Raw genomic sequence first — 25,948 nt, forward strand, 5'->3', positions numbered from 1 at the left:
GGACGCAGTCGCCGCCGTGCTGGAGCCGGGTTGTGTCTGCTGCGGATTCACGCTGGATGGCGGCGGCAAGCTTTTTCTTCTTTCCGTGCAAGACGTGTGAAGGCTGTGCCGTACTGGCCAACCATCGGGGGATGGAGCCGGATGTGAAGCACCGCAATGGCCTTTGCACGGCACCGACGGCCACGGCTCCGACCGCGCACACCAGAGGGCGCCGCCACCAGGGTCATGCATCAGAGAGTTTCGGCATCACCGCGATGCCGGATGGCGGTCGGTATCGGAGCTTCTGCCTTCCGAGCCGGCCATCGACGCTGCAGTCCACTGCAGCACCATTGACGACCGAGGAAAAATCACATGCATACCGCTTTTGAGCGCACTGGCCCGTTGACCGAACTGAGCAGCTACCCGCAGTGGGCACAGGACATGGTGGCCGATTGCGCAGCTACCAAGCAGCGCGTCCTGGATCACGATATCTGGCAAATGATGATCGCCCTGCAGCTCGATGCAGAGTCCACCGGCAACTTCATGAGGGGCCTGTGGCCTTTCATCGAGCGGTTCCCGAGCTTCATGGCGCTGAACCTGCTGAAGACTCGCTATGGCCGCAGCCCGGGCGATGACATGGCCCGGCGCTGGCTAGTGCGCAATATCCGGGTGGAGCAGAACCACGCCGAGTATTGGCTGAACTGGGCCGAAGGTGCGGGTGTGCCGCGCGACGATCTGTTGCACCGGGCACCTCCGCATGGCACCGACGGACTTGTCCGCTGGTGCGAGGAGATCAGTGCACGAGGCACCTTGGCGGCCGGCATGGTGGCCACCAACTACGCGATCGAGGGCGTCACCGGGGAGTGGTCCCAGATGATCTACGCCAGCGAGAAATACCGGGAGAGCTTTGATCCTGTGACGAGGGTCTCCAGCCTGCGCTGGCTGCACCTGCATGCCGCCTACGATGACGTTCATCCGTGGGAAGCATTGGATATAGTGTGCACGCTGATGGGCGAAACTCCTCCGCCCGATGACGTGGCACATCTGGCCGAGTGCATCAAGCGGAGCTACATGAGCATGATCCTGCTTGGTGACCGGTGCATCCGGTCGTGTCGCGACCTGTGGGTGGCTAAAGAAGCCGCAGCTTGAGTCGATACCCGGAACAGACTGTACCCATGGACGCAAGCTGCATCATCAATCGAATGGGCGGGCGATGCACTCCAGCGGCAACAGTTTGCAGAAACCTCTGACGCGGCACCTGCTGCCGCTGGCCTACGCGCTGGCAGTGGCGGTCGCGTTGATCATGGCGCTGACCTGGGGGGTGCTCCAGGTCCAGGTCACTCTCGCTGGTTTCCTCAACAGCGAGAGTGTCTGGTCCAAGGCGCAGAAGCAGGCTGTGATCGACCTGGACAACTACGCGCTCAATGGTAGTGCCGCGGACCTGGCCAGCTTCCGGAATCATCACGGGTTGCTCGAGTCCGACCGCTGGGGGCGCGATGCGATCATCGCTGGCAAATACAGCCACGAGGACATCACCCGCGTATTCGAGCGCGGCAACATCATGCCGGCGGCACAACTGGGCATGACTTTCATGCTGCGGCATTTTTCTGGTATGCCGCACATACGCGAGGCGCTTGCGGCCTGGCGTTCCACCGATGCATCGATCACCGAGCTCGGCACGATTGCGAATGAGCTGAATACCGCCTACCGTGCCGGCGGCGTGTCGCCGGCCGAGATCGCGCGGCAACGCGGGCGTATCAAGGCGCTGAACGACTACATGGAGCCGCGCACCGACCTGTTCTCGATCGAGGTCGTGAAGGGGGCCCTGTGGCTGGGTGAGCTGCTGTTCTGGGGCGTGCTGGGAGCGTTCCTGATCGCTGCGCTGCTGTGGCTGCGCATGGCGCGCCGCATCCTGGAAAGCATCCGCGGCAGCGAGGAGCGCTACCGCCTGCTGTTCGACAGCGCCGCCGACGCGATCGTGATGGTCGACGAGGCCAGCGGGCGGATCCTGGACGTCAACCGCACCGCTTCGGTGTGGACCGGACGCAGCCCGGGCGAATTGGTCGGTGACCGCTTCGTGCACCTGTTCATGCAATCCATGGCGGGACAGAAAACCGGGCAGGCCGCTGCCAACGTGCTGCTCGGGGCCAAGGGCCGCACCCGTCCAGTGGAAACGCAGACCAGCCTGGTCAACTGGGGCAGCCAGCCGGTGCGCCAGGCGATCATCCGCGACATCTCCGAGCGGGTGGCGCTGGAACGTGATCGGCGCATCGCTGCCGAGGCACTGGCCAGCATCGCCGAAGGCGTGCTCATCGCCGATGCCACACGGCAGGTGATTTCGGCCAATGCGGCGCATGCCGAGCTGACCGGTTTTACCGCCCAGGCGCTGCAAGGCAAGCGCCTCGACGACACCCGTCGCCTGCCCGGCGGCCAGCCGCTGCCGCCGTCGATCTGGGACAGCGTGGCGGCCGGCCACAACTGGATGGGCGAGGTGCTGAGCACGCGCAGCGACGGCAGCAGCTATCCCGAGCACCTCAGCCTCAGCACGATCCGCGATGCCGATGACCAGGTGGTCTACTACGTCGCCGTGCTCACCGACATCCATGAGGCGAAGGCGAACCAGCACCGGCTGGAACACATGGCGCGGCACGATCCGCTGACCGGCCTGGCCAACCGCGCCGAGTTCGAGCGGCACTGCGCCGAGGCGATCGCGGTGGCCGAACGCGAGCGGCTGGCGGTGGTGGTGCTGTTCATCGATCTGGATGCGTTCAAGATCGTCAACGACAGCTACAGCCATGCGATCGGCGACCGCCTGCTGGTCAAGGTGGCCGAACGGATCCGCCGGCAGCTGTCCGAAGGCGACGTGGCCGGGCGCATCGGCGGCGACGAGTTCACCGTGCTGATCCCGCGGCTGATCCTGCGCGAGGACGGCAGGGCGATCGTCAGCCGGTTGCTCGCCACCTTGTCCGAACCGTTCCTGGTGGACGACTACGAGATCGTGCTGAGCGCCAGCATCGGCGTGGCCGGCTATCCGCTGGACGGCGACAATGCGCTGGCGCTGATCGCGAACGCCGACGCGGCGATGTACGCGGCGAAAACCGAGGAACGCAATGCGTTCCGCTTCTACACGCCAATGATGCACGCCGATACCCGCCGGCGCCTGCAACTGGCCGCCGAGTTGCGCCAGGCGCTGGCGCGCAACGAGTTCCAGCTGGTGTTCCAGCCCAGCGTCGAGCTGCGCAGCGGCCGCATCGTGGCGGTGGAGGCGTTGCTGCGCTGGCAGCATCCGGAGCGCGGCGAGGTGCTGCCGGCGGAGTTCATCCCGGTGGCGGAGAGCCTGGGCCTGATCCGCCGCATCGACGAGTGGGTGATGCAGACTACCTGTGCGCAGATCCAGGCCTGGGACCTGGCCGGCGTGCCGCCGATCCGCGTGGCGGTGAACATTTCGGCGCGTTGGTTCGGCCACCCGGCCTTCGTCGACGGGATCAGCCGCAACCTGCAGTCGCGGCAGCTGGCGCCCCGGCGCCTGCTGCTGGAGATCACCGAGAGCGCGATGCTGCGCCTGGGCGACGACATCGAGCGCACCATGCAGACCCTGGACACGCTCGGCATCGCGGTAGCCATCGACGATTTCGGCACCGGCTATTCCTCCATGGCCTACCTCAAGCTGCCGGCGGTAACCTGCCTGAAGATCGACCGCTCCTTCATCATCGGACTGCCCGGCAACAGCAATGACGCGGCGATTGCCGGCGCGATCCTGGCGATGGCGAAGAGCCTCGGCCTGACCACGATCGCCGAAGGCATCGAGACCGAGGCGCAGCATGATTTCCTGCTGCGCAGCGGCTGCATCGAGGGGCAGGGCTACCTGTACTCCTACCCGCTGCGGCCCGAAGAGGTGCAGCATCTGCTGTGCCCGAACCAGCCACCGGTGCCGACGCGGCTGAAGCTGGTGCCGCCCAGGCGCAGTTGATCGGTGCCCCTGCATGGCGCCGGCCCGGCTGCCTTGATGTGCATCAGGGCAGGCGGCGGCACGGCGCAGGACACTGGCTGCAGTCCCGCCAGCCGCGCATCTTCTTCATGTCCAGCACTCATTCAGTTCCCGACGGCAGCAAATTCATCAGCCCGCAGGGCACCCGCGCGGTGAAGGGCGGGCAGAAGCCCAATACGCACAGCCATGAGCCCGACGTCGGCCGCAAGCCGCCGTGGCTGCGCGTGAAGCTGCCCAGCGGCGCGCACTACGAAGAAGTGGCCGACATCGTGCGCACGCACCAGCTCAACACCGTGTGCGCCGAATCCAAGTGCCCCAATATCGCCGAGTGCTGGGGTCGCGGCACTGCCACGCTGATGCTGATGGGCTCGGTGTGCACGCGTGCGTGCAAGTTCTGCTCGGTCAGCACCGGCAACCCGCAGGGCTGGCTCGATCCGCTGGAGCCGCTGCAGGTGGCCGACGCGGTGGCGCTGATGGGGCTGAAGTACGTGGTGCTGACCTCGGTCGATCGCGACGACCTCGCCGACGGCGGCGCAGCGCACTACGCCGCCTGCGTGCGGGCGATCCACCAGCGCGCGCCGCAGGCGGCGGTGGAGGCGCTGACCCCGGACTTCGCCGGCAACCACGACGCCGTGGCGGCCGTGCTCGACGCCGGCCTGGTCACCTACGCGCAGAACATCGAGACAGTGGAGCGGCTGACCCATGCCGTGCGCGATCCGCGCGCCGGCTATGCGCAGACGCTCGGCGTGCTGGCCTTCGCCAAGCGGCACGCGCCGCAGACGCTGACCAAGACCAGCCTGATGCTGGGCCTGGGCGAGACCGACGCGGAGATCGAGCGCACGCTGGACGATATACGCGGCGCCGACGTCGACGTCGTTACGCTGGGCCAGTACATGCGGCCCAGCCCGCACCACCTGCCGGTACAGCGTTTCGTCACGCCGGACGAGTTCCGCCATTACCGGGAACTGGCCCTCGGCAAGGGTTTCGTGGAGGCGGTCGCCGGACCGCTGGTTCGTTCGAGTTATCGCGCCGAACGCGTGCTGGAGCACAACAACCTGGGACTCTGACCTGGGCGCGACGGGCCGGTCCAATGCTTCGATGTCCACCGACATCAGGAGGTGCCGTCATGTTTACTTCCATTGCACATCGTTTCCCCCACCGCTCGCTGGTCGGGCCGGATTCCGCCGTGGCCGCGTCCGGCCGCAGGCCGCCCACACCGGAAGCCGATGAATCGGCGCTGGCGCGGGAGCGGCGCATCGACGACGAGCTCGCCCAGAGCTTCCCGGCCAGCGATCCGCCGAGCTGGGTGCTGGGCCCGGTGTCGAGGCGGCATTGAGTTTTCACCTGGTTCATCGAGGAGGATGGCATGGACACGACGATGTACCCGCAGTCGACCGCGGAACTGGGGCGCAAGCGGCGCGAACTGGCGCCCGCGCCGCTGGACGCGTTCAAGGCGTTCAGCGCCGCGGTGTTCGCCGACGGCGCGCTGCCGGCCGTCACCAAGCAGCTGATCGCAGTGGCGGTAGCGCATGTCACCCAGTGCCCCTATTGCATCAGGGGGCATACGGCCGGAGCCTTGAAGCAGGGCGCCAGCGAACAGCAGATCATGGAGGCCATCTGGGTGGCCGCCGAGATGCGCGCCGGTGGCGCCTACGCGCACTCGACGCTGGCGCTGGACGTGATGCAGCATGCGCACGACGCGCACGGGGCGGGCTGAAATGGCCGCGCGCTTCAGTACGGTATCGGACAGCATCCTCGATGCGGTGGGCGACACGCCGCTGCTGGAAATCGAGGGCGTCTACGCCAAGATCGAGTTCCTCAATCCCTCGGGTTCGATCAAGGCGCGCATCGCCAAGTACATGATCGAGCGGGCGGAGCAGGAAGGTTTGCTCAAGCCCGGCGACACCATCGTCGAGGCGACCAGCGGCAACACCGGCAATGCGCTGTCGATGGTGGCTGCGGTGAAGGGCTACCGCATGCTGGTGGTGATGCCCGAGGGCATGTCCAGCGAGCGCGTGGCGATCTCGCGGGCGTACGGCGCGGACGTGCTGTTCTGCGGCAACTTCCATGTCAACGAGGCGCTGGTGCGCGCGCAGCGGCTCGGCCAGCAGCCGGGCTATTTTTGCCCGGGCCAGTTCGAGTCGGAGTGGAACGTGGAGGAGAACCGGCTGCTGCTCGGGCCGGAGATCCTCGCCCAGCTACCAGCGGGCCGCTTACCGGATGCGCTGGTGCTGGGCGTGGGCACCGGCGGCACGCTGATCGGTGTGGGCCAGGCGTTCCGCGAGGTCAACCCGAACGTGCGGCTGTTCGCGATGGAGCCGTCAGAGTCGTGCACCATCCTCTGCGGCGAGATCGCCGCGCACACCATCGAGGGCATTTCCGACGGCTTCGTGCCGGGTATCTTCCAGCGTCACGCCACCCTGGTGAACGAGGTGTTGAGCGTGTCCAGCGCCGACGCGGTGCGCGAGATGAAGCGGCTGGCGCGCAGCTATGGTCTGTTCTGCGGGCCAAGCTCTGGCGCGCACCTGCTGGCGGCCAAGCGCGTGCGCGAGAACTTCCCCGAGCTGAAGACGGTGGTCACCGCGTTCTGCGATGAAGGCGAGAAGTATCTGCACGAATACTTCATGCAGCCCGCCGCCGTCGACGTGGGCGCCACGCACTTCCGCTGAAGCGCCGAGTCGGTCACCCGCAACCGGCGGTACGGCGCAGCCGCGTAGGGCGGGCACTGCCCGCCGGCTTTTCGCCACAATGAAAGAGTAAGGCGGCGGCCGGTGCGGCCCTGCGCAGCGGATATCGTCGGGAGCGGCGGGGAGTGCCCGCCCTACGAAACTGCGCCACGGAAAGGCGCTACAGCGGCGCGCAGTGGCGATTCAGCCATTCCAGGTCGGCGTCGTCCAGCAGCGGGCTGAGTGCGGCGCGCACGCTGGCGTGGTAGTCGTCCAGCCAGGCGCGTTCCTCCGGGTTGAGCAGGCCCGGTTCCAGCGCGCGGCGGTCGAACGGGCACATGGTCAGCGTCTCGAAGGCGAGGAATTCGCCGAACTCGGTACGGTCGGCCTCGACCACCACCGCCAGGTTCTCGTGGCGGATGCCGTGCCGGCCGGGCTTGTACAGGCCCGGTTCGATCGAGCTGATCATGCCCGGCTCCAGCGCCACCAGCGCGCCGCCCGTGACCGGCGGGCGGATCGACTGCGGCCCTTCGTGCACGTTCAGGAAGTAGCCCACGCCGTGGCCGGTGCCGTGGCCGTAATCCATGCCCGAAGCCCACAGCGGCGCACGCGCCAGCGCATCCAGCTGCGGGCCGCTGGCGCCCCTGGGGAAGCGCGCGCGCGACAACCCGATCATGCCCTTCAGCACCAGGGTGGCATCGCGGCGCTGCTCGGGCGTGGTCTCGCCCAGCGCCAGCACGCGGGTGATGTCGGTGGTGCCGCCCAGGTACTGGCCGCCGGAGTCGACCAGCAGCAAGCCCTTCGCCTGCAGCGTGCTGTGCGATTCCGGCGTGGCACGGTAATGCGGCAGCGCGCCGTTGGCCTGGTAGCCGGCGATGGTGGCGAAGCTCTCGCCGACCCAGCCGGGCTGGGCCGAGCGTTCCTCATGGAGCAGGGTGTCGACGTCCAGCTCGGTCACCGTCATGCCGGCGGCGAGGCGCTGCTCCAGCCGGCGGAAGGTGCGCACCAGCGCGGCGCCGTCGCGGCGCATCACGTCGCGGATGTGTTCCAGCTCGGCGGCACTCTTGACCGCCTTGAACGCGGTGCTCGGATTGGCTGCCTCGATGCGGGTGACGGTCGGTGCGATGGCGGCGGCGATCGAGCTGACCACCTTGCCGCTGTCCAGCAGCAGGCGGTTGTCCGCACCCAGCTCCTGCAGGGTCGAGGTGATCGCGGCGTAGTCGGCGATGCCGATGCCGTCAGCGGCCAGCTTCGCCACCAGCGCGTCGCTGAGCTTGGTGCGGCTCACGAACAGCATGGCGCGGCCATCGAGCTGCACCAGCAGGTGGGCCAGGAACACCGGATTGCACTCGACGTCGCTGCCGCGCAGGTTGGTCAGCCAGGCGATGTCGTCCAGGCTGGACAGCAGGTGGTGGGTGGCGCCGAGCTTGTGCATCGCCTTGCGCAGGCGGGCGAGCTTGTCGGCGCGCGGGATGCAGGCCCAGGCCAGCTCGTGCTCGACCACCGGCGCCTGCGGCAGCGCCGGGCGGTCCGTCCAGACTGCGCCGGGCAGGTCCAGGTCGATGCGCACCGAGGCGCCGGTGTCGGCAAGCCGGCGTTCGATCTGGTTGCGGGTAGCCACCGCCACGCTGTCGCCGGCCACGGCCAGCACGTCGCCCTCGTGCAGGTGCTGCTGCAGCCATTCGAGGTGTTCGGGCGTGTGCGGCACGCGCAGCTTCATCAGCGCAATGCCGCTGCCGGCCAGCTGCTGCTCGGCCTGCGCGAAATAGCGCGAGTCGGTCCACAGTCCGGCCTGCTCGCGAGCCACGATCAGGGTGCCGGCCGAGCCGGTGAAGCCGGACAGCCATTCGCGTGCGGCCCAGTGGGCGGGCAGGTATTCGGACAGGTGTGGGTCGGCGCTGGGAACAAGCACGGCGGCGACGCCGTGCTGCTGCATGGCCGCGCGCAGGGCGGCGAGACGGGCGAGGACGGGGTTGTTCATGTCCGAAATGCTAGCAGAGGGCGCCGGCGGCGTAGGGCGGGCAATGCCCGCCGCAGCCTGGTCAGCGCAGAGCTGGCGAGCAATGCCGGCCCTGCAGAGCGCTTCGCATCAGCCCGGAAATGAACCAAAGCCGGAGAATTCTTCGTTGCCATCTCGCAGTGCGGCGCTTCTGCAGCTAAAATGCCAATTTCCGCACGGCTGCTTTCCATGACCCCCCTGATTTTCGTCACCGGCGGTGTGGTGTCCTCGCTTGGCAAGGGCATTGCTGCGGCGTCGCTCGCTTCCATTCTCGAAGCGCGGGGCCTCTCGGTCACCATGATGAAGCTCGATCCCTACATCAATGTGGATCCGGGCACGATGAGTCCCTTCCAGCACGGCGAGGTCTACGTGACCGACGACGGCGCCGAAACCGACCTCGACCTCGGCCACTACGAGCGCTTCGTCCACACCCGCCTGACCGGCAAGAACTCGATCACCACCGGCAAGATCTACGAGAGCGTGATCCGCAAGGAACGCCGCGGCGACTACCTGGGCGCCACCGTGCAGGTGATCCCGCACATCACCGACGAAATCAAGCACTGCATCCACGAGGCCACCCGCGGCTTCGACGTGGCGCTGGTGGAGATCGGCGGCACGGTAGGTGACATCGAGTCGCTGCCATTCCTGGAGGCGATCCGCCAGCTGCGCATCGAGCACGGCCCGGAGAAGGTGGTGTTCATGCACCTCACCCTGGTGCCATACATCAAGGCCGCTGGCGAGATCAAGACCAAGCCCACCCAGCACTCGGTGAAGGAACTGCGCTCGATCGGCATCCAGCCGGACATCCTGCTGTGCCGCTGCGAGCAGCCGCTGCCCGAGAGCGAGCGGCGCAAGATCGCGCTGTTCACCAACGTGCCGGAAAACGCGGTGATCAGCGCCGCCGACGTGGACATCATCTACAAGCAGCCGCTGTACCTGCACCAGCAGGGGCTGGACGACATCGTGGTGAAGAAGCTCGGCCTGGACGCCAAGCCGGCGGACCTGTCCGCCTGGCAGCGCACGGTCGACGCGGTGGAGCATCCGAAGAGCGAGGTCACCGTCGCCATCGTCGGCAAGTACGTCGAGCACAAGGACGCCTACAAGTCGCTGGGCGAGGCGCTGCGCCACGGCGGCATCAAGCAGCTGACGCGGGTGAACCTGGACTGGGTCGACTCCGAGCAGGTGGAGGCCGAAGGCGCCGCCAAGGTGCTCGGCAAGGCCGATGCGATCCTGGTGCCCGGCGGCTTCGGCAAGCGCGGCTTCGAGGGCAAGGTGCTGGCGGCGAAATACGCGCGCGAGCACGGCGTGCCGTACTTCGGCATCTGCTACGGCATGCATGCGGCGGTGGTGGATTTCGCCCGCCACGTTGCCGGCCTGGAAGATGCGGACTCAAGCGAGAACGACCGCAACACGCCGAATCCGGTGATCGCGCTGATCACCGAATGGACCACCGCCAGCGGTGAAGTCGAGCAGCGCAGTGACCGCTCCGACTTCGGAGGCACCATGCGCCTGGGCGCGCAGGAGTGCCGCCTCAAGGCCGGCACGCTGGCGCGCGAGCTGTACGGCCAGGACGTGGTGCGCGAGCGTCATCGCCACCGCTACGAGTTCAACAACCGTTACCGCCAGCCGTTCGAGGACCTGGGCCTAGTGATCTCCGGCAAGTCGATGGACGACCTGCTGGTGGAGATCGTGGAGCTGCCGCAGCAGCAACATCCGTGGTTCCTCGGCTGCCAGGCGCACCCGGAGTTCACCTCGACCCCGCGTGACGGCCACCCGCTGTTCATCGGCTTCGTGCGCGCAGCGCGCGAGTTCAAGGCCGTGCGCGACGGCGAGAAGCTGGCGAAGGAGCATGTGGCATGAAGTTGTGCGGCTTCGAGGTCGGCTTGGACCGGCCGCTGTTCCTGATTGCCGGCCCCTGCGTGGTGGAGTCCGAGCAGCTGCAGCTGGACACTGCCGGCACGCTGAAGGAAATCACCGGTCGGCTCGGCGTGAACTTCATCTTCAAGTCCAGCTTCGACAAGGCGAACCGCTCCTCCGGCGACAGCTTCCGCGGGCCGGGCATGGAAGAAGGGTTGCGCATCCTGGGCGAAGTGAGGCGGCAGATCGGCGTGCCGGTGCTCACCGACGTGCACGAGTACACCCCGATGGACGAGGTGGCATCGGTGGTCGACGTGCTGCAGACGCCGGCGTTCCTGTGCCGGCAGACCGATTTCATCCAGAAGGTGGCGCGCGCCGGCAAGCCGGTGAACATCAAGAAGGGCCAGTTCCTGGCGCCGTGGGACATGAAGCACGTGGTGGCCAAGGCGAAAGCCGTCGGCAACGACGACATCATGGTGTGCGAGCGCGGCGCCAGCTTCGGCTACAACAACCTCGTCTCGGACATGCGCTCGCTCAGCGTGATGCGCGAGACCGGCTGCCCGGTGGTGTTCGACGCCACCCATTCGGTGCAGTTGCCGGGCGGGCAGGGCGCCAGCTCCGGCGGCCAGCGCGAGTTCGTGCCGGTGCTGGCGCGTGCCGCGGTCGCGGTGGGCGTGGCCGGGCTGTTCGCCGAGACCCATCCCAACCCCAGCAAGGCGTTGTCCGACGGCCCGAACGCCTGGCCGCTGGACAAGATGGAGGCGCTGCTGGAAATCCTGATGGAGCTGGATGCCGTGACCAAGCGGCACCGCTTCCTCGAACAAGACGTTTAACCACACCTGTAGGAGCGCGCTCGCGGGCGATGCCTTTTTGCCGGGATTTGGGATTCGGAAAAGCCAAGAGCAAAAGCATCGCCCGCGAGCGGGCTCCTACAAGTTCAATTCAATTGCTGACGACGGACCACCATGACCACCACGATCACCCGCATCCACGCCCGTGAAATCCTCGACTCGCGCGGCAACCCTACGCTGGAGGCCGAGGTCACCCTGGCCGGCGGCGGCTTCGGCCGCGCGGCGGTGCCCAGCGGCGCTTCCACCGGTTCGCGCGAGGCGGTCGAGCTGCGCGACGGCGACAAGTCGCGCTACGGCGGCAAGGGCGTGAAGAAGGCGGTGGCCAACGTCAACGGCGCCATCGCCAGCGCGCTGAAGGGTTTCGATGCGGCCAACCAGGGTGGCCTGGACGCCAAGCTGATCAACCTTGACGGCACGCCGAACAAGGGCAAGCTGGGCGCCAATGCGCTGCTTGGCGTCTCGATGGCAGCCGCCCATGCGGTGGCTGCCCAGCGCAAGCAGGCGCTGTGGCAGTACCTGGCAGAGATCAACGGCACGACCGGCAAGCCCGGTGCGCTGCCGGTGCCGATGATGAACATCATCAATGGTGGCGCACACGCCGACAACAACGTCGACGTGCAGGAGTTCATGGTCCTGCCGGTGGGCATGCCGAGCTTTGCCGAAGCGCTGCGTGCCGGCGCGGAGATCTTCCATGCGCTGAAGAGCGTACTGCATGGCCGCGGCCTTGCCACCGCGGTGGGCGACGAGGGCGGCTTCGCGCCGAACCTGCGCTCCAACGTCGAGGCAATCGACACCATCCTCGAAGCCATCCACAAGACCGGCTACAAGGTCGGCAGCGAGATCCTGCTCGGCCTCGACGCGGCCAGCTCGGAGTTCTACCGGAACGGCAAGTATGACCTCGCCGGCGAAGGCAAGCAGTACAGCTCGGCCGAGTTCGTCGATCTGCTGGCCGGCTGGGCGAAGCAGTACCCCATCGTCACCATCGAGGACGGCATGGCCGAAGGCGACTGGGACGGCTGGAAGCTGCTCACCGATGCGATCGGCGATCGCGTGCAGGTGGTCGGCGACGACCTGTTCGTGACCAACCCGGCGATCTTCCGCGAAGGCATCGAGAAGAAGATCGCCAACGCGATCCTGATCAAGGTGAACCAGATCGGCACGCTGTCCGAGACGCTGGAAGCGATCGCGATGGCCGACGCGGCGAAGTACGCGGCGGTGATCTCGCACCGCTCCGGCGAAACCGAGGACACCACCATCGCCGACATTGCCGTGGCCACCACCGCGACCCAGATCAAGACCGGCTCGCTGTGCCGCAGCGACCGCGTGGCGAAGTACAACCAGCTGCTGCGCATCGAGGAGGCGCTGGGCTCCGCCGCGCGCTACGCCGGCCGCGAGGCGTTCCCCAACCTGACCCGACTGCCCGGCTGAACGGTCGCCCATGCTGCGCTGGATCACCCTGGCTCTGCTCCTGCTGCTGATCGGTCTGCAGCTGAAGCTATGGACCGGCAGCGGCAGCATGCATGAGGTGGATGCCCTGCGCGTGGCGGTGAAGAAGCAGGCCGACGAGAACGCGAAGCTGCTGCAGCGCAACCAGGCGGTCGGTGCCGACGTGCTGGACCTGAAGCACGGCGACCAGGCGGTCGAGGCGCGTGCGCGCACCGAGCTGGGCCTGATCAAGCCGGGCGAGGTGTTCTACCAGGTGGTCGAGCAGCCGGCCCGCGCCGGCAGTGCGTTGCCGCCACCGCCGCCCGCCAAGCCTGCCGGGTCGCCATGAGCGCGCCGGCGCTGTGGTGCGTGGTGCCCGCCGCGGGGCGCGGCGCCCGGGTCGGCGGTGACTGCCCGAAACAATACCTGCCGCTGGCCGGGCGGCCATTGATCGCGCACACGCTGGAACGGCTGGCCGCGCATCCGCGGATCGGCGGCCTGCTGGTGACGCTGGCCGCCGGCGACGCGCACTGGCCCGGCATCGACAGGCTCAATGGCAAGCCGGTGCTGACCGCAGTCGGCGGCGCCGAGCGCAGCGATTCGGTACTGGCCGGGATCGATGCCTTGCCGGCATCGGTGGGCGCGGACGACTTCGTGCTGGTGCACGATGCCGCGCGGCCCTGCGTGCGGCTGGCCGACATCGCCAAGCTGATCGAACTGGTCGGCGCCGGTGACGGCGGCCTGCTCGGTGCGCCGCTGCGCGACACGCTGAAGCGGGCGGATGCGGCCGGGTGCAGCGCGCTGACCGAGCCGCGCGATCAGCGCTGGCGTGCCTTCACGCCGCAGATGTTCCGCCGTGGTCAACTGGCGACGGCGTTGCGCGAGGCGGCACGGCGCGGCGTGAACGTCAGCGACGAGGCGATGGCGATGGAGCAGGCCGGTTTTGCGCCGCTGCTGGTCGAAGGTGCCGAGGACAACATCAAGGTGACCACGGCGGCGGATTTCGCGCTGGCCGAGTTCCTGCTTTCCAGGACGACGTGATGCGCATAGGACAGGGTTTCGACGTACATGCATTCGGCGAGGGCGACCACGTCACCCTCGGCGGCGTGCGTGTGCCGCATCGCCGCGGCGTGGTGGCGCACTCGGACGGCGACGTGGTGATCCACGCGCTGTGCGACGCGATCTTCGGCGCGCTGGCGCTGGGCGACATCGGCCAGCACTTCCCGCCCACCGACGAGCGCTGGCGCGGCGCCGACAGCCGCCAGTTCCTGCGCCACGCGGCGATGCTGATGGCGCAGCACGGCTACACGCTGGGCAACGCCGATGTCACCGTGATCGGCGAAGCGCCGAAGGTCGGGCCGCACGCGCAGGCGATGCGCGGGAACCTCGCTGCCGACCTGGAATGCGAAATCGGCCGCATCAGCATCAAGGCCACCACTACCGAGAATCTCGGCTTCTGCGGCCGCGGCGAGGGCATTGCCGCGCAGGCATGCGTCCTGCTGGAACGCCTGTGACCGAGCTGGAAGCCCGCAGCGCCGCAAGCCGGCTGCACGACCAGCTCGAAACCATCGTCGACCTGCTGCACCGGCATGAGGAGGACGGCCGCCTGCCGGCCGAGGTGCTGGCGGACCTGCGCCAGCAGCTGGACGAGCTGCACCCGGCCGACATCGCCTTCATCCTCGAATCGCTGCCGCTGGACGACCGCCTCGCGGTTTGGCAGCTGGTGAAGGCCGACCGCGACGGCGAGATCCTGCTGGAAGTCTCCGACGCGGTGCGCGAGTCGCTGATCGCGGACATGGACCGCCACGAGATCCTCGCCGCGATCGAGCCGCTGGACGCGGACGAGCTGGCCGACCTGGTCGAGGACCTGCCCACCGCGGTGCTGCCGGAGCTGATGGCCAGCCTGGACACGCAGCAGCGCGAGCAGGTGCAGTCGGCGCTGTCCTACGAGGAGGACCAGGTCGGCGCGCTGATGGACTTCGAGATGGTTACCATCCGCGAGGACGTCAGTCTGGAGGTGGTGCTGCGCTACCTGCGGCGCTTCGACGAGCTGCCTGCGCAGACCGACAAGCTGTTCGTGATCAACCACGACAACCTGCTTACCGGCGTGCTGCCGCTGCACTGGCTGCTGGTGAACCCGCCGGAAAAAATGGTCAGCGCGGTGATGGCGCCGGACGTCAACACCTTCCATCCCACCGACGACGCGTACGACGTGGCGCAGGCGTTCGAGCGCTACGACCTGGTGACCGCGCCGGTGGTCGACGAGCGCGGCCACCTGATCGGCCGCATCACCATCGACGCCATGGTCGACGTGATCCGCGAGGAAGGCGAGAGCGAAGCGCTCAGTCGCGGCGGCCTGCGCGAAGAGGAAGATATCTTCGCCTCGGTGTGGGCTTCGCTGAAGAATCGCTGGGCGTGGCTGGCGATCAACCTGGTCACTGCCTTCATCGCCTCGCGCGTGATCGGCCTGTTCGAGGGCTCGATCGAGCGGCTGGTGGCGCTGGCCGCCTTGATGCCGATCGTGGCCGGCATCGGCGGCAACTCCGGCAACCAGACCACCACCATGATCGTGCGCGCGTTGGCGCTGAACCAGATCACCGCCGAGAGCGCGAAGCGGTTGTGGCGCAAGGAGCTGACCGTGTCGCTGCTGAACGGGCTGGTCTGGGGCGGGGTGATCGGTGTTGTCGCGTGGCTGCTGTACGACAGTGTCTCGCTGGGCCTGGTGATGACCGCGGCGATGACGCTGAACCTGCTGCTGGCGGCGTTCGCCGGCGTCGGCATTCCGGTGCTGATGACGAAGTTCGGCCGTGACCCGGCGCTGGGTTCCAGCGTGCTGATCACCGCGATGACCGACAGCGGCGGCTTTTTCATTTTCCTCGGCCTGGCCACGATCTTCCTGATGTAGGAGCCCGCTGGCGGGCGATGCTCTTAGCGGGGCTTCAAAGCAAGAGCATCGCCCGCCAGCGGGCTCCTACCGGAGATGCAGCCGTCCACCCACAGGATTTCGACGTGCAAGAACTTCCCCATGCCTTCGGCGAACCGCCCCTGACTGGCCGCCTGCGCGCCGCCCCCGAGGATTTCCAGGTCGAGGAGATCCTCGGCTACGACGCCGACGGCAGCGGCGAGCACGCCCTGCTGTGGGTGGAGAAGCGCGGCGCGAACACCGACTGGGTGGCGCGGGAGCTGGCGAAGTTCGCTGGCGTGCCGCCGGTCGCGGTGGGCTACGCGGGGCTGAAGGATCGCCACGCGGTGACCCGCCAGACGTTCTCGGTACAGCTGGCGGGCAAGCCCGATCCGGACTGGTCGGCTTTCCCGCATGTCGAAGTGAAGGTGCTGGCGGCGACGCGGCATTCACGCAAGCTCAAGCGCGGCGCGCTGCGCGGCAACCGTTTCGTGCTGGTGCTGCGCGAGGTGACGGGCGACCGCGCCGCGGCCGATCGCGTGCTCGAACAGATCGCCGCGCGCGGCGTACCGAATTATTTCGGCGAGCAGCGCTTTGGTCGCGAAGGCGGCAACGTGGCGCAGGCGCGGGAGATGTTCGCCGGTCGCAGGGTTGATCGCGACAAGCGCAGCTTCCTGCTCTCGGCGGCCCGGTCGCACATCTTCAATGGCGTGCTTGCCGCACGCGTGGAGCAGGGCGCCTGGGACTCGCCACTGGATGGCGAGATATGGTCGCTCGCCGGCTCGCGCTCCTGGTTCGGCCCGGAGCCGTTCAGCGAGGCGTTGGCCGAGCGGCTGGCGCGCGCGGACATCCATCCCTCCGGCCCGCTGTGGGGCCAGGGCGAACCGCCGAGCCAGGGTGAGGCTGGCGCACTGGAACGCGAGATCGCTGCGGGGAACAGCGACCTGACCGCCGGCCTCGCGGCAGCACGCATGGATCAGGAACGCCGCCCGCTGCGGCTGCTGCCGAAGGACCTGCGCTGGCGCTGGCTGCACGACGATGCGCTGGAGCTGTCGTTCGAGTTGCCGGCGGGCGCGTATGCCACGGTGGTGGTGCGCGAGCTGGCCTCATCGACTGCTGCTTGAACCGGTAACCGGCGCGATGCGCTGCATGACCTTGCCGTCACCGTCCAGGAAGGTCAGGCTCGGCGCGCCCGTATCGGGCACCTCCAGCAACAGTCGTTTATGCCCGGCGCCGTCCATCAAGGCGAGCCTGGCGACACCGTCATCATCACGTCCCACCCAGATGCGCCGATATCCTTGTCCGTTTTGCTGGCTGTCCGATACGGCCAGGCCGGCCATGCGGTCCTCGTGGTCGTCCACGCCGAGCAGCTGGACGACCTGGTTGGCGTTGTAGCGGTCGAACGACAGGCTGCCGCCGGAATCCACCACTTCGCCCCTGGCGTTGCGATGCCCGCCGAAGATCAGGCCGCCGGTCTCCGAGCCTTCGTCGTTGTAGAACAGCATGCCCGCCTGCGGGCGGTCGAAGGCTTGTTCGTGACCTTTCACGATGATGCCCGGCAGACGGGCGTGGTTGGAGATCACCATGCGCAGCGTGCCGTCGGGCTCGACGATGTTGATGCGTTGCACGTCCAGCGTGTCGAACTTCGTCCGCGAGACGGCGGCACCCAGGACCGTGGCGGCGAAGACGGCGGTAAGCACGCCGGAATAGATCATCAGGAAACGTTGGCCAGGCGGGCGCATGGGAGATCCTCGTTGGTGGCGCGATGGTCCGGGTGTGCCAGGAAAGTCAGCTCGAACGCAGCAGCACGATCACCGCGCCGGCGCCACCCAGCGCCGGCCGCGCCGAGGCGAACGCGATCACGTCGTCGCGCCGGCGCAGCAGGCGGTCGGTAAGGCCTTTCAACACCGGTCCAGCGGCTTTCGAGCGCAGACCCTTGCCGTGCACGATGCGCACGCAGCGCAGGCCGTGCTGCTTCGCCTCGGCCAGGAAGGCGACGATGCTGGCCTGCGCGGCGGCGGCGTTCATCTGGTGCAGGTCGAGGTCGTCCTGCACGCTGAACTGACCGCGCTTGAGCTGGCGCAGCAGCTTCGGCGGGTAGCCGTCGCGCAGATAACCCAACTCTTCACCTACTTCGAGCAGGGCCGGGTCGAACGCCATGTCCAGCAGTTCGCCGGGCACCGCGGCCTCGTCCGCGTCCAGCATGTGCGGGTGCGGTGCGGGTTTCGCTGCCGCCGGCGGCGCCGGCACCGGAGCCAGCGGGCGCACGTCGCCGATCGCTTCGCGGAACAGGCGGCTGTCGTCGTCATCGACCGGTGCAGATGGGCGGCGCTTCATGTCTGCATGCTAAGTCAAAGCACGTGCGTGGCGGGAAAGCGGATACACGCGATGTGAAACCCACGCCGCGCTCCGGTAAACTCGGCGGTTGTGGCGCGCACCGTGGGGTCATGGACCATGCGTGTCTGCAATCAGCTTTCGACGGAGCATCATGCGAGTTCTGGTCAGCAACGACGATGGCGTGGATGCAACTGGCATCCGCGTGCTTGCCGAACGTCTCGGCGAAGTGGCCCAGGTGACGGTGGTGGCGCCCGACCGCGACCGCTCCGGCGCCAGCAATTCGCTGACCCTCGATGCGCCGCTGCGCGTGCTGCCGATGGGCAACGGCTACTACCGGGTGGCCGGCACGCCCACCGATTGCGTGCACCTGGCGTTGTCCGGCCTGCTGGACGAAGAGCCCGACATGGTCGTCTCCGGCATCAACAATTCGGCCAACCTGGGCGACGATGTGATCTATTCCGGCACGGTGTCGGCGGCGATGGAAGGGCGCTTCCTCGGCTTGCCGGCGGTTGCGGTGTCGCTGGTCAGCCACGACCACAAGGGCGTCCACTACGACTCGGCGGCGAAGGCGGTGTTGCTGCTGATGCAGCGGCTGCTGGTCGATCCGCTGCCGGCCGACACCATCCTCAACGTCAACGTGCCGGACCGGCCGTGGGCGGAAATCGAAGGCTTCGAGGTCACCCGGCTCGGCCGCCGCCATCGTGCGGCGCCGTGCATCGCGCAGACCGATCCGCGCGGGCGGCCGATCTGGTGGATCGGTCCGGCCGGCGAAGTGGACGATGCCGGCCCCGGCACCGATTTCAATGCGGTGCGGCGCGGCTTCGTTTCCGTCACGCCGATCCATGTCGACCTGACCCGCTTCCAGGCGCTGGAAAAAGTCAGCAGCTGGATGCAGCCGCTGGGCGACGCCATGGCGGCAGGCCGCGCCAGCGACGATGAGGCGGCCTGAGCCATGACCACGTATCCATTGTCCGCCGCGGACCTGAAGGGCGAGGGGATGACCTCGCAGCGCGCACGCGATCGCCTGGTGGCGGTGCTGCAGGACAGCGGCATCCGCGATCCGCGGGTGATCGAGGTGATCCGCAACCTGCCGCGCCATCACTTCATCGATCAGGCGCTGCATTCGCGCGCCTATGAGAACGACGCATTGCCGATCGGCCACGGCCAGACCATCTCGCAACCATGGGTGGTGGCGCGCATGACCGAGGCGCTGCTGGAGTTCGGCGTGCCGCAGAAGGTGCTGGAGATCGGTACCGGCTCGGGCTACCAGGCCGCGGTGCTGGCGGCGCTGGTGCCGCAGGTGTTCACCGTGGAGCGGATCGAGGCCCTGCTGCGCCAGGCACGCCGGCGCTTCCGCCAGCTCGGCCTGACCAACCTGCGTTCGCGCTACGACGACGGCAAGCTCGGCTGGCCGGACGAGGCGCCATTCGACGCGATCATCCTCACCGCCGCCGGCGACACCATTCCCACCCGCATACTCGATCAGCTCAGCCCCACCGGCGTGCTGGTGGCACCGGTCGGTTCGCCCAGCCGGCAGACCCTGATCCGCATGCGCGGCGATGGCCACGGCGATTTCATCCAGGAGGAACTGGGCGCGGTCAGTTTCGTACCGCTGCTGGGCGGGATCGGCTGATGCGCCTGTTCGGAGCACTTTATGCGCGTGCGCTGAGCTGGGCACGCGAGCCGAGGGCGCTGTACTACCTGGCCGGGCTGAGCTTCGTCGAATCGTTCATCTTTCCGATTCCGCCGGAAGCGATGCTGGCGCCGATGATGCTGGGCAAGCGCCACAAGGCGTTCTTCTTCGCCAATCTCAGCCTGCTGTTCTCGCTGCTCGGCGCACTGGTGGGCTATATGCTCGGGCATTGGGCGTTCCATGCCCTGCGCCCGGTGCTGGATGCGCTGCACCTGCTGGCGCCGATCGAGCAGGGCGTGGCGACCCTGAGCCGGCAGATGGTCGAGCATCGCTGGGGCATGTACGGCGTGCTGATCCTGGCGGCGTTGCAGCCGGTGGTGCCGATGAAGTTCGTTACCTGGGCCTGCGGCATCATCGGCGTGCCGATCCTGCCGTTCCTGCTCTGCATCGGCCTGGGCCGCGGCAAGCGCGTGTGGCTGCTGGCGCTGCTGATTCGCCTGGTCGGCGAGCGTGCCGAACGGATCCTGCACGAAAACATCGAGCGGATCGGCTGGGCCGCCCTGGTGTTGCTGGCCTTGCTGCTGGGGTGGTGGTTCTGGTTGCACTGAGCCCGCGTGGCACGCAGCGCCGTCGCATGAAAAAGCCTGCCTGCCTCGGTATGCTGGTGCGCATGGACCGATATCTTTCGTGCTGTGCCATCCTCGCTGCGACTCTGCTGCTTGCCGGTTGCGGCACCATGCGCAGCTCGGTCGTGGTGGAGCCGACGGCCGGCGCCTACAGCGTGCACCGTCCCGCCGCTGTTGCCGCGACGCCGGCCCGCGCGCCGGTTCCCGGCAGCAGCTATGCGGTCATGAAGGGCGACACCCTGTATTCGATCGCGTTCCGCCAGGGCGTGGACTTCCGCGATCTGGCGCAATGGAACGGCATCGCCGCGCCGTACACGATCTGGCCCGGTCAGCGGCTGACGCTTTCGCCGCCAGCCAGGGCTGCCGCTGCACCGGTGGCGGTCACGCGCGGCCATGCCGGTGCTGCACCCACGGCGTCAGCGCCGGCGAACTCGGCGCCGGTGTTCGAGCCGATCGCGCCGGGCGCGCCGCCCGCCCGTTCATCCACATCGCCGAGCGCGCCGGTCGCCGCCACGGCGAGCGTGCCGCCGTCGGCAAAGCCGGCCGTGCCCGCCGCGGCGGCGACGTCGGTGGTGCCGGTGGCCGGCGTGCCGATGGCTGCGCCGGCGACCTTGCCGCCGCCGGCGCCTGCGGCAGCGGGCGTTTCACGCGTGACCAGCGGCGTACAGTGGCGCTGGCCCGCGAATGGCAACCTGGTGGGCCGCTTCCAGAGCGGCGATGCGATTCCCGGCATCGAGATCGCCGGCAAGTCCGGCGACGTGGTGCGCGCCGCCGCTGATGGCGTGGTGGTGTACAGCGGCAACGGCCTGGTCGGCTACGGCGAGCTGGTGATCATCAAGCACAATGACAGCTTCCTGTCCGCCTACGGCCACAACCGCAAGCGCCTGGTCAAGGAAGGTCAGCGGGTCAGCATGGGCCAGCAGATTGCCGAGATGGGTTCGACCGGTACCACCCGCGACGAGCTGGGATTCCAGATTCGCAAGGACGGCAATCCGGTCGATCCGCTGGGCTACCTGCCGCCGCGTTGATCGCGGTGGCAGCGGTCAGGCCGCCGGCAGGATGAACCCGGCAATCACCCGCCGCCCTTCACCGGCCAGCAGGTTATAGGTGCGAGCGGCGGCGGCGTTGTCCATCACCTCGATGCCGATGTTCTTGCGCAGGAAACCGGCCAAGAACGCGGCGGCCGGAAACGCCTGGCGCTCGCCGGTGCCCAGTAATACCAGCTCGGGCTGCAGCGCCAGCAGAGCCTCGACATGGCTGGCATCCAGCGCATCGGCCGCGGTAACCGACCAGTTTTCGACGGCGCGGTCGGGCGCCAGCAGGAAACTGCAGGTGATTTCGCGATCGATCACGGTGACGCTGCGCGCACCGACGCGGCGCACGTAGAGAAAGCCCTCGGGGCGTTCGAGTGACAGGTCCATCAGCGTGGCAAGGCGATCTTCGGTTCGTCGGTGTTGCGACGGAACAGCACCACGACATGGCCGATCTGATGGATCTGCTCGGCCCCGGTGCCCCGGGTCAGCGTGTCGATCTGGGCTTGCCGATCCTCCTTGTCGCCGCCGGACAGCTTCACCTTGACCAGCTCGTGGATCTCCAGCGCCAGACCCAGCTCCTTGACCACGGCTTCGCTGGCGCCCTTGTTGCCGAGCAGGACGACCGGGCTCAGGTCATGGGCAAGGCTGCGCAGGTAGCGGATCTGCGAGGGGGAAAGGGCCATGCGGCGGTGCTCGATTCGCGGTCAATGAACGGCAAAGGGTATCATGCGCCCACCCGTTCCCCAATCGGCTACCGTGACGACATGGCCCGCAGCAAGAGCAGCGCAGTCTGGCTGCGTGAACACTTCAACGATGAATACGTGAAGAAGGCCCAGGCCGAGGGTTTGCGTTCGCGTGCGGTGTACAAACTGGAGGAATTGATCGAGCGCGACCGCCTGCTGAAGCCCGGCATCAACGTGGTCGACCTCGGCGCCGCGCCTGGCAGCTGGTCGCAACTGGTGCGCAACCGGCTGGGCGACAGCGGCAAGGTGTTCGCGCTGGACATCCTGCCGATGCAGAGCATCGCCGGGGTGGATTTCCTGCGGGGCGATTTCCGCGAGGAAACCGTGCTGCACGAGCTGGAATCGCGCCTGGAAGGGCTCAAGGTGGATCTTGTGCTGTGCGATATGGCCCCCAATATGAGTGGGGTGGCGCTGGCCGACCAGATCCGGGCCATGGATCTGGCCGAACTGGCGCTGGATTTCAGCCGGCAGTGGCTCAAGCCGGGCGGCTCGTTCCTGATCAAGTTGTTCCAGGGCGTCGGCTTTGACGATTACTTGCGCAGCTTGCGCGCGGACTTCACCCGCGTAACCATGCGTAAACCTAAGGCCTCGCGTGCGCGTTCACGTGAGGTATACGCGCTGGCGATGGGCCGCAAACCCGTCGCGGCGTCACCGGGCGAGAACCGTGCATGAATGAAACAGCGAAAAACGTGTTGCTCTGGGTGATCATTGCGGTGGTCCTGTTCACCGTGTTCCAGAGCTTCAACCCGCGCGGCGCGGCTTCGTCCGACCTGCCTTACAGCTCGTTCGTGCAAAGCGTGGACAACGGCAACGTCGCCACCGCCACGATCAGCGCCGACCAGCCGGCCACCATCAGCGGCAAGCTGAAGGACGGCAGCCCGTTCCGCACGGTCGCGCCGATGCTCGGCTTCTCCACCAACGCGGTGGTCAAGCAGATGCAGGACAAGGGCGTCGAGGTCCGCCAGGATCCGTCCGAAGGCTTCTCGCTGATCGGCCTGCTGATCAGCTGGCTGCCGGTGCTGCTGATCGTGGGTGTGTTCATCTGGTTCATGCGCCAGATGCAGTCCGGCGGCGGCGGTCGCGGCGCGATGAGCTTCGGCCGTTCGCGCGCCAAGCTGCAGGGCGAGGACCAGATCAAGGTCAACTTCAGCGACGTCGCCGGTTGCGACGAGGCGAAGGAAGAGGTCGGCGAGCTGGTCGAGTTCCTGCGCGACCCGGGCCGCTTCCAGAAGCTCGGCGGCAAGATTCCGCGCGGCGTGCTGATGGTGGGCCCGCCCGGTACCGGCAAGACCCTGCTGGCCAAGGCGATCGCCGGCGAGGCGAAGGTGCCGTTCTTCTCGATCTCCGGTTCCGACTTCGTCGAAATGTTCGTGGGCGTGGGCGCCAGCCGCGTGCGCGACATGTTCGAGCAGGCCAAGAAGCACGCGCCGTGCATCATCTTCATCGACGAGATCGACGCGGTCGGTCGTCACCGCGGCGCCGGCCTGGGCGGCGGCCATGACGAGCGCGAGCAGACGCTGAACCAGTTGCTGGTCGAAATGGACGGCTTCGAGGGCACCGAAGGCGTCATCGTGATCGCCGCGACCAACCGTCCCGACGTGCTGGACCCCGCGCTGCTGCGCCCGGGCCGCTTCGACCGCCAGGTGGTGGTGGGCCTACCCGATGTGCGCGGCCGCGAGCAGATTCTCAAGGTGCACATGCGCAAGGTGCCGATCGCCAGCGACGTTGACGCGATGACCATTGCGCGCGGCACGCCCGGCTTCTCCGGCGCCGATCTCGCCAATCTGGTCAACGAGGCGGCGCTGTTCGCCGCGCGCGAGAACGCGCGCGAGGTGCGCATGAGCCATCTGGACAAGGCGCGCGACAAGATCCTGATGGGTACCGAGCGCCGCTCGATGGCGATGAGCGAGGACGAGAAGAGGCTGACCGCCTATCATGAGGCCGGCCATGCCATCGTCGGCCGGCTGGTGCCCGAGCACGACCCGGTCTACAAGGTGACGATCATCCCGCGCGGGCGCGCGCTGGGCGTCACCATGTACCTGCCCGAGGGCGACAAGTACAGCATCAACCGCGTGGCGATCCAGTCGCAGCTGTGCTCCCTGTACGGCGGACGCGTGGCCGAGGAACTGATCTTCGGCAACGACAAGGTCACCACCGGTGCTTCCAACGACATCGAACGGGCCACCAAGATGGCGCGCAACATGGCGACCAAGTGGGGCCTCTCCGACGAGCTGGGTCCGATCACCTACGGCGAGGACGAGGACGAGGTGTTCCTGGGCCGCTCGGTGACCCAGCACAAGAGTATTTCCAACGAGACCGCGAGCAAGATCGACGAAGTGGTGCGCGGCATCCTCGACCGTGCCTATGCGCGCAGCAAGGAGTTGCTGACCGCGAATCTCGACAAGCTGCATGCCATGGCCGATGCGCTGCTGCAATACGAGACGATCGACGCGCACCAGATCGACGACATCATGGCCGGGCGTGTGCCCGGGCCGCCCGCTGACTGGAACAAGGACACCTCGACTGGCGCCACCCCGCCGCCCCCGCCGCCGAAGGGCGGTGCCGGCTCGACCGTCGGCAAGGTCGGCGACCCGGCACCGCAGAGCCGGTCCGGCCTGGATGGCTGACCGCGGTCTGGAAGGCCATACCGATGCAACGAGAGAAGGCGGCCACTGGTCGCCTTCTTCGTGTCCGGGTGGACTCCTCCTGGTGTCGCACGCGGGCGCACGTGAAGGGAGGGCGTGCCACGGGCAGTCGTTCACCGGGCATGGAAAATTCGGTGAAGAAATTTCACGAAAAGGGTTGACGCAGGCGGGCGGAGCCTGAATAATTCCGCTCCTTGCTTCGCGGCCTTGATGTTCAGACATTCCGCCCGCACAGCAAAGATTTTTTCAGTGCGCCCGTAGCTCAGTTGGATAGAGTACCTGGCTACGAACTAGGTGGTCGGGAGTTCGAATCTCTCCGGGCGCACCATTTTTATTCTGCGAGACGGGGTGCTTGCACCCCGTTTTGTTTTCAACCGGAATCTCGCGGTTTCCGGTGAAAACGATGATCGAGAAACGCAAGGTGTGCTTCGATACGGATTGACTGGGCGAGGCGGCACCCGTAACATTTCAAGGCTCCGGCGGCGGCATTGCCGGTGATTCGAAAGCGGGGTATAGCTCAGTCTGGTAGAGCGTTGCGTTTGGGACGCAAAAGTCGGGGGTTCGAATCCCTCTACCCCGACCAGCGAAACGTTCTATCTGCAGCGACTGCGCCTGTAGCTCAACCGGATAGAGCATCGGCCTTCTAAGCCGACGGTTGCAGGTTCGAGTCCTGTCTGGCGCACCAGTATCAGGTCGATGGTGGATGTAGCTCAGCTGGTTAGAGTCCCGGATTGTGATTCCGGTTGTCGTGGGTTCGAATCCCATCATCCACCCCAGTTTCAAACCCAGGTTTCCTGGGCCGTTAGCTCAGTTGGTAGAGCAGTTGACTCTTAATCAATTGGTCGAAGGTTCGAATCCTTCACGGCCCACCAATCCAAAACGCCGATCGCCTGCGATCGGCGTTTTGCTTTCCGCGGTGCGAAAGCTTCGCACCGGCACACTGGCGCCGTTGCTGTGCTTGTGCAGAGGGCTGGTGCAACCGTAGAATGGTCCGCTTTCGTATAAGGGAATCATCGACTTAGGCGAGCGTAGCGGTGGGGCGTCTGCAGGGCACCCCGGCCGGCGACAATCGGTTTCAGAATCCGATGGTTACGCGCGTCTGGCGAGGGTGGCAAGGCGAGAGTGGCGGAATTGGTAGACGCACCAGATTTAGGTTCTGGCGGTTAACCCCGTGGGGGTTCGAGTCCCCCCTTTCGCACCATGCCCCGCTGATTCCTTGGTTTTTCTGGCGGCACGGCCGCCCTGGCGCCGACGACAGGCCCA

The 25,948-nt window shown here is 67.2% G+C and carries 25 protein-coding genes and 6 tRNA genes; 26 read left to right on the top strand and 5 right to left on the bottom strand.

The window, feature by feature from the left end; translation table 11 throughout:
* Nucleotides 1-351: 351 nt before the first annotated feature.
* The 6 genes from UUA_RS04740 to UUA_RS04765 all read left to right on the top strand — a co-directional run bounded on the left by UUA_RS04740 (nt 352) and on the right by UUA_RS04765 (nt 6,636).
* A complete protein-coding gene (locus UUA_RS04740) occupies nt 352-1,128 on the top strand; it encodes an iron-containing redox enzyme family protein (protein ID WP_008434729.1) in 777 nt (258 codons plus the stop codon).
* Between the two features lie 64 nt (nt 1,129-1,192).
* Nucleotides 1,193-3,949 (top strand): putative bifunctional diguanylate cyclase/phosphodiesterase, encoded by a 2,757-nt coding sequence (locus UUA_RS04745; protein WP_008434730.1) that lies wholly within the window; start codon nt 1,193-1,195, stop codon nt 3,947-3,949.
* A gap of 107 nt (nt 3,950-4,056) precedes the next feature.
* Nucleotides 4,057-5,034 carry a lipoyl synthase gene (lipA, locus tag UUA_RS04750; protein ID WP_039953588.1) on the top strand — a complete coding sequence of 326 codons (978 nt, stop codon included), beginning with the start codon at nt 4,057-4,059 and terminating at the stop codon, nt 5,032-5,034.
* Nucleotides 5,035-5,093: 59 nt separating this feature from the next.
* Nucleotides 5,094-5,303, top strand: a complete 210-nt coding sequence (locus UUA_RS04755; RefSeq protein WP_008434734.1) for a hypothetical protein — start codon at nt 5,094-5,096, stop codon at nt 5,301-5,303.
* A gap of 30 nt (nt 5,304-5,333) precedes the next feature.
* A complete protein-coding gene (locus UUA_RS04760) occupies nt 5,334-5,684 on the top strand; it encodes a carboxymuconolactone decarboxylase family protein (protein ID WP_008434735.1) in 351 nt (116 codons plus the stop codon).
* Nucleotide 5,685: 1 nt separating this feature from the next.
* Nucleotides 5,686-6,636: a PLP-dependent cysteine synthase family protein gene (locus tag UUA_RS04765; RefSeq protein ID WP_008434737.1), complete on the top strand. Its 951-nt coding sequence runs from the start codon at nt 5,686-5,688 to the stop codon at nt 6,634-6,636.
* Between the two features lie 178 nt (nt 6,637-6,814).
* On the opposite strand, the gene UUA_RS04770 is transcribed toward UUA_RS04765, so the two are convergent.
* Nucleotides 6,815-8,614 carry an aminopeptidase P family protein gene (locus tag UUA_RS04770; protein WP_008434738.1) on the bottom strand — a complete coding sequence of 600 codons (1,800 nt, stop codon included), beginning with the start codon at nt 8,612-8,614 and terminating at the stop codon, nt 6,815-6,817.
* Nucleotides 8,615-8,821: 207 nt separating this feature from the next.
* On the opposite strand from UUA_RS04770, the gene pyrG reads away from it, so the two are divergent.
* The 8 genes from pyrG to truD all read left to right on the top strand — a co-directional run bounded on the left by pyrG (nt 8,822) and on the right by truD (nt 16,791).
* On the top strand, nt 8,822-10,492 hold the full coding sequence (gene pyrG / locus UUA_RS04775) for a CTP synthase (protein ID WP_008434740.1): 1,671 nt from the start codon (nt 8,822-8,824) through the stop codon (nt 10,490-10,492).
* A complete protein-coding gene (gene kdsA / locus UUA_RS04780) occupies nt 10,489-11,322 on the top strand; it encodes a 3-deoxy-8-phosphooctulonate synthase (RefSeq protein WP_008434743.1) in 834 nt (277 codons plus the stop codon). The genes pyrG and kdsA overlap by 4 nt, the downstream gene beginning before the upstream one ends.
* A gap of 132 nt (nt 11,323-11,454) precedes the next feature.
* Nucleotides 11,455-12,768: a phosphopyruvate hydratase gene (gene eno, locus UUA_RS04785; RefSeq protein WP_008434744.1), complete on the top strand. Its 1,314-nt coding sequence runs from the start codon at nt 11,455-11,457 to the stop codon at nt 12,766-12,768.
* A gap of 10 nt (nt 12,769-12,778) precedes the next feature.
* Nucleotides 12,779-13,114 carry a cell division protein FtsB gene (ftsB, locus tag UUA_RS04790; RefSeq protein ID WP_008434746.1) on the top strand — a complete coding sequence of 112 codons (336 nt, stop codon included), beginning with the start codon at nt 12,779-12,781 and terminating at the stop codon, nt 13,112-13,114.
* Nucleotides 13,111-13,806, top strand: coding sequence for a 2-C-methyl-D-erythritol 4-phosphate cytidylyltransferase (ispD, locus tag UUA_RS04795; RefSeq protein ID WP_008434748.1), 696 nt, complete (start codon nt 13,111-13,113; stop codon nt 13,804-13,806). Before ftsB ends, ispD begins: the two co-directional genes overlap by 4 nt.
* Nucleotides 13,806-14,279: a 2-C-methyl-D-erythritol 2,4-cyclodiphosphate synthase gene (ispF, locus tag UUA_RS04800; protein WP_008434750.1), complete on the top strand. Its 474-nt coding sequence runs from the start codon at nt 13,806-13,808 to the stop codon at nt 14,277-14,279. Before ispD ends, ispF begins: the two co-directional genes overlap by 1 nt.
* The gene (gene mgtE / locus UUA_RS04805) at nt 14,276-15,670 is read left to right on the top strand and encodes a magnesium transporter (RefSeq protein WP_008434751.1); all 1,395 of its coding nucleotides are present in this window, start codon (nt 14,276-14,278) and stop codon (nt 15,668-15,670) included. Before ispF ends, mgtE begins: the two co-directional genes overlap by 4 nt.
* A gap of 104 nt (nt 15,671-15,774) precedes the next feature.
* On the top strand, nt 15,775-16,791 hold the full coding sequence (gene truD, locus UUA_RS04810; protein WP_008434753.1) for a tRNA pseudouridine(13) synthase TruD: 1,017 nt from the start codon (nt 15,775-15,777) through the stop codon (nt 16,789-16,791).
* Here the strand turns inward: truD and UUA_RS04815 are convergent.
* Both UUA_RS04815 and UUA_RS04820 read right to left on the bottom strand, forming a co-directional pair.
* Nucleotides 16,774-17,382 carry a hypothetical protein gene (locus tag UUA_RS04815; protein ID WP_153022920.1) on the bottom strand — a complete coding sequence of 203 codons (609 nt, stop codon included), beginning with the start codon at nt 17,380-17,382 and terminating at the stop codon, nt 16,774-16,776. The two genes, truD and UUA_RS04815, sit on opposite strands and share 18 nt — an antisense overlap.
* A gap of 73 nt (nt 17,383-17,455) precedes the next feature.
* Nucleotides 17,456-18,004, bottom strand: a complete 549-nt coding sequence (locus UUA_RS04820; RefSeq protein WP_008434755.1) for a Smr/MutS family protein — start codon at nt 18,002-18,004, stop codon at nt 17,456-17,458.
* A gap of 151 nt (nt 18,005-18,155) precedes the next feature.
* On the opposite strand from UUA_RS04820, the gene surE reads away from it, so the two are divergent.
* The 4 genes from surE to UUA_RS04840 are packed head-to-tail and all read left to right on the top strand — an operon-like array spanning nt 18,156 to nt 21,291.
* Nucleotides 18,156-18,953 carry a 5'/3'-nucleotidase SurE gene (surE, locus tag UUA_RS04825; RefSeq protein WP_008434757.1) on the top strand — a complete coding sequence of 266 codons (798 nt, stop codon included), beginning with the start codon at nt 18,156-18,158 and terminating at the stop codon, nt 18,951-18,953.
* 3 nt (nt 18,954-18,956) lie between these two features.
* Nucleotides 18,957-19,637 (top strand): protein-L-isoaspartate(D-aspartate) O-methyltransferase, encoded by a 681-nt coding sequence (locus tag UUA_RS04830; protein ID WP_008434758.1) that lies wholly within the window; start codon nt 18,957-18,959, stop codon nt 19,635-19,637.
* On the top strand, nt 19,637-20,245 hold the full coding sequence (locus UUA_RS04835; protein ID WP_008434760.1) for a YqaA family protein: 609 nt from the start codon (nt 19,637-19,639) through the stop codon (nt 20,243-20,245). Before UUA_RS04830 ends, UUA_RS04835 begins: the two co-directional genes overlap by 1 nt.
* Nucleotides 20,246-20,295: 50 nt before the next feature.
* On the top strand, nt 20,296-21,291 hold the full coding sequence (locus tag UUA_RS04840) for a peptidoglycan DD-metalloendopeptidase family protein (RefSeq protein ID WP_008434761.1): 996 nt from the start codon (nt 20,296-20,298) through the stop codon (nt 21,289-21,291).
* 15 nt (nt 21,292-21,306) lie between these two features.
* Here the strand turns inward: UUA_RS04840 and UUA_RS04845 are convergent, their stop codons facing one another.
* Together UUA_RS04845 and yhbY are read right to left on the bottom strand one after the other, a co-directional pair.
* The gene (locus UUA_RS04845; protein ID WP_008434763.1) at nt 21,307-21,684 is read right to left on the bottom strand and encodes an Mth938-like domain-containing protein; all 378 of its coding nucleotides are present in this window, start codon (nt 21,682-21,684) and stop codon (nt 21,307-21,309) included.
* Complete coding sequence (gene yhbY / locus UUA_RS04850; protein ID WP_008434765.1) at nt 21,684-21,980, bottom strand: ribosome assembly RNA-binding protein YhbY; 297 nt, start codon at nt 21,978-21,980, stop codon at nt 21,684-21,686. Before yhbY ends, UUA_RS04845 begins: the two co-directional genes overlap by 1 nt.
* A gap of 81 nt (nt 21,981-22,061) precedes the next feature.
* Between yhbY and rlmE the strand changes: the two genes are divergently transcribed.
* The 8 genes from rlmE to UUA_RS04890 all read left to right on the top strand — a co-directional run bounded on the left by rlmE (nt 22,062) and on the right by UUA_RS04890 (nt 25,886).
* A complete protein-coding gene (gene rlmE / locus UUA_RS04855; RefSeq protein ID WP_039953579.1) occupies nt 22,062-22,712 on the top strand; it encodes a 23S rRNA (uridine(2552)-2'-O)-methyltransferase RlmE in 651 nt (216 codons plus the stop codon).
* On the top strand, nt 22,709-24,667 hold the full coding sequence (gene ftsH / locus UUA_RS04860; RefSeq protein ID WP_193385121.1) for an ATP-dependent zinc metalloprotease FtsH: 1,959 nt from the start codon (nt 22,709-22,711) through the stop codon (nt 24,665-24,667). Before rlmE ends, ftsH begins: the two co-directional genes overlap by 4 nt.
* Nucleotides 24,668-24,936: 269 nt before the next feature.
* Nucleotides 24,937-25,013, top strand: a tRNA-Arg gene (locus UUA_RS04865).
* A 178-nt stretch (nt 25,014-25,191) separates the two neighbouring features.
* Nucleotides 25,192-25,268: transfer RNA gene (locus UUA_RS04870), tRNA-Pro, on the top strand.
* 25 nt (nt 25,269-25,293) lie between these two features.
* Nucleotides 25,294-25,370, top strand: a tRNA-Arg gene (locus UUA_RS04875).
* Nucleotides 25,371-25,384: 14 nt separating this feature from the next.
* A tRNA-His gene (locus UUA_RS04880) sits at nt 25,385-25,461 on the top strand.
* Between the two features lie 20 nt (nt 25,462-25,481).
* Nucleotides 25,482-25,557: transfer RNA gene (locus tag UUA_RS04885), tRNA-Lys, on the top strand.
* Between the two features lie 244 nt (nt 25,558-25,801).
* Nucleotides 25,802-25,886 (top strand) — tRNA-Leu (locus UUA_RS04890).
* Nucleotides 25,887-25,948: the final 62 nt, after the last annotated feature.

This window comes from Rhodanobacter thiooxydans LCS2 (genome assembly GCF_000264375.1).
Taxonomy (GTDB): domain Bacteria; phylum Pseudomonadota; class Gammaproteobacteria; order Xanthomonadales; family Rhodanobacteraceae; genus Rhodanobacter; species Rhodanobacter thiooxydans.

Bases quoted from the DNA above. Each gene is read 5' to 3' on its own strand.
- UUA_RS04740 (WP_008434729.1), top strand. From the start codon at position 352: ATGCATACCGCTTTTGAGCGCACTGGCCCGTTGACCGAACTGAGCAGC.
- UUA_RS04745 (WP_008434730.1), top strand. From the start codon at position 1,193: ATGCACTCCAGCGGCAACAGTTTGCAGAAACCTCTGACGCGGCACCTG.
- lipA (WP_039953588.1), top strand. From the start codon at position 4,057: ATGTCCAGCACTCATTCAGTTCCCGACGGCAGCAAATTCATCAGCCCG.
- UUA_RS04755 (WP_008434734.1), top strand. From the start codon at position 5,094: ATGTTTACTTCCATTGCACATCGTTTCCCCCACCGCTCGCTGGTCGGG.
- UUA_RS04760 (WP_008434735.1), top strand. From the start codon at position 5,334: ATGGACACGACGATGTACCCGCAGTCGACCGCGGAACTGGGGCGCAAG.
- UUA_RS04765 (WP_008434737.1), top strand. From the start codon at position 5,686: ATGGCCGCGCGCTTCAGTACGGTATCGGACAGCATCCTCGATGCGGTG.
- UUA_RS04770 (WP_008434738.1), bottom strand. From the start codon at position 8,614: ATGAACAACCCCGTCCTCGCCCGTCTCGCCGCCCTGCGCGCGGCCATG.
- pyrG (WP_008434740.1), top strand. From the start codon at position 8,822: ATGACCCCCCTGATTTTCGTCACCGGCGGTGTGGTGTCCTCGCTTGGC.
- kdsA (WP_008434743.1), top strand. From the start codon at position 10,489: ATGAAGTTGTGCGGCTTCGAGGTCGGCTTGGACCGGCCGCTGTTCCTG.
- eno (WP_008434744.1), top strand. From the start codon at position 11,455: ATGACCACCACGATCACCCGCATCCACGCCCGTGAAATCCTCGACTCG.
- ftsB (WP_008434746.1), top strand. From the start codon at position 12,779: ATGCTGCGCTGGATCACCCTGGCTCTGCTCCTGCTGCTGATCGGTCTG.
- ispD (WP_008434748.1), top strand. From the start codon at position 13,111: ATGAGCGCGCCGGCGCTGTGGTGCGTGGTGCCCGCCGCGGGGCGCGGC.
- ispF (WP_008434750.1), top strand. From the start codon at position 13,806: ATGCGCATAGGACAGGGTTTCGACGTACATGCATTCGGCGAGGGCGAC.
- UUA_RS04815 (WP_153022920.1), bottom strand. From the start codon at position 17,382: ATGATCTATTCCGGCGTGCTTACCGCCGTCTTCGCCGCCACGGTCCTG.
- UUA_RS04820 (WP_008434755.1), bottom strand. From the start codon at position 18,004: ATGAAGCGCCGCCCATCTGCACCGGTCGATGACGACGACAGCCGCCTG.
- surE (WP_008434757.1), top strand. From the start codon at position 18,156: ATGCGAGTTCTGGTCAGCAACGACGATGGCGTGGATGCAACTGGCATC.
- UUA_RS04830 (WP_008434758.1), top strand. From the start codon at position 18,957: ATGACCACGTATCCATTGTCCGCCGCGGACCTGAAGGGCGAGGGGATG.
- UUA_RS04835 (WP_008434760.1), top strand. From the start codon at position 19,637: ATGCGCCTGTTCGGAGCACTTTATGCGCGTGCGCTGAGCTGGGCACGC.
- UUA_RS04840 (WP_008434761.1), top strand. From the start codon at position 20,296: ATGCTGGTGCGCATGGACCGATATCTTTCGTGCTGTGCCATCCTCGCT.
- UUA_RS04845 (WP_008434763.1), bottom strand. From the start codon at position 21,684: ATGGACCTGTCACTCGAACGCCCCGAGGGCTTTCTCTACGTGCGCCGC.
- yhbY (WP_008434765.1), bottom strand. From the start codon at position 21,980: ATGGCCCTTTCCCCCTCGCAGATCCGCTACCTGCGCAGCCTTGCCCAT.
- rlmE (WP_039953579.1), top strand. From the start codon at position 22,062: ATGGCCCGCAGCAAGAGCAGCGCAGTCTGGCTGCGTGAACACTTCAAC.
- ftsH (WP_193385121.1), top strand. From the start codon at position 22,709: ATGAATGAAACAGCGAAAAACGTGTTGCTCTGGGTGATCATTGCGGTG.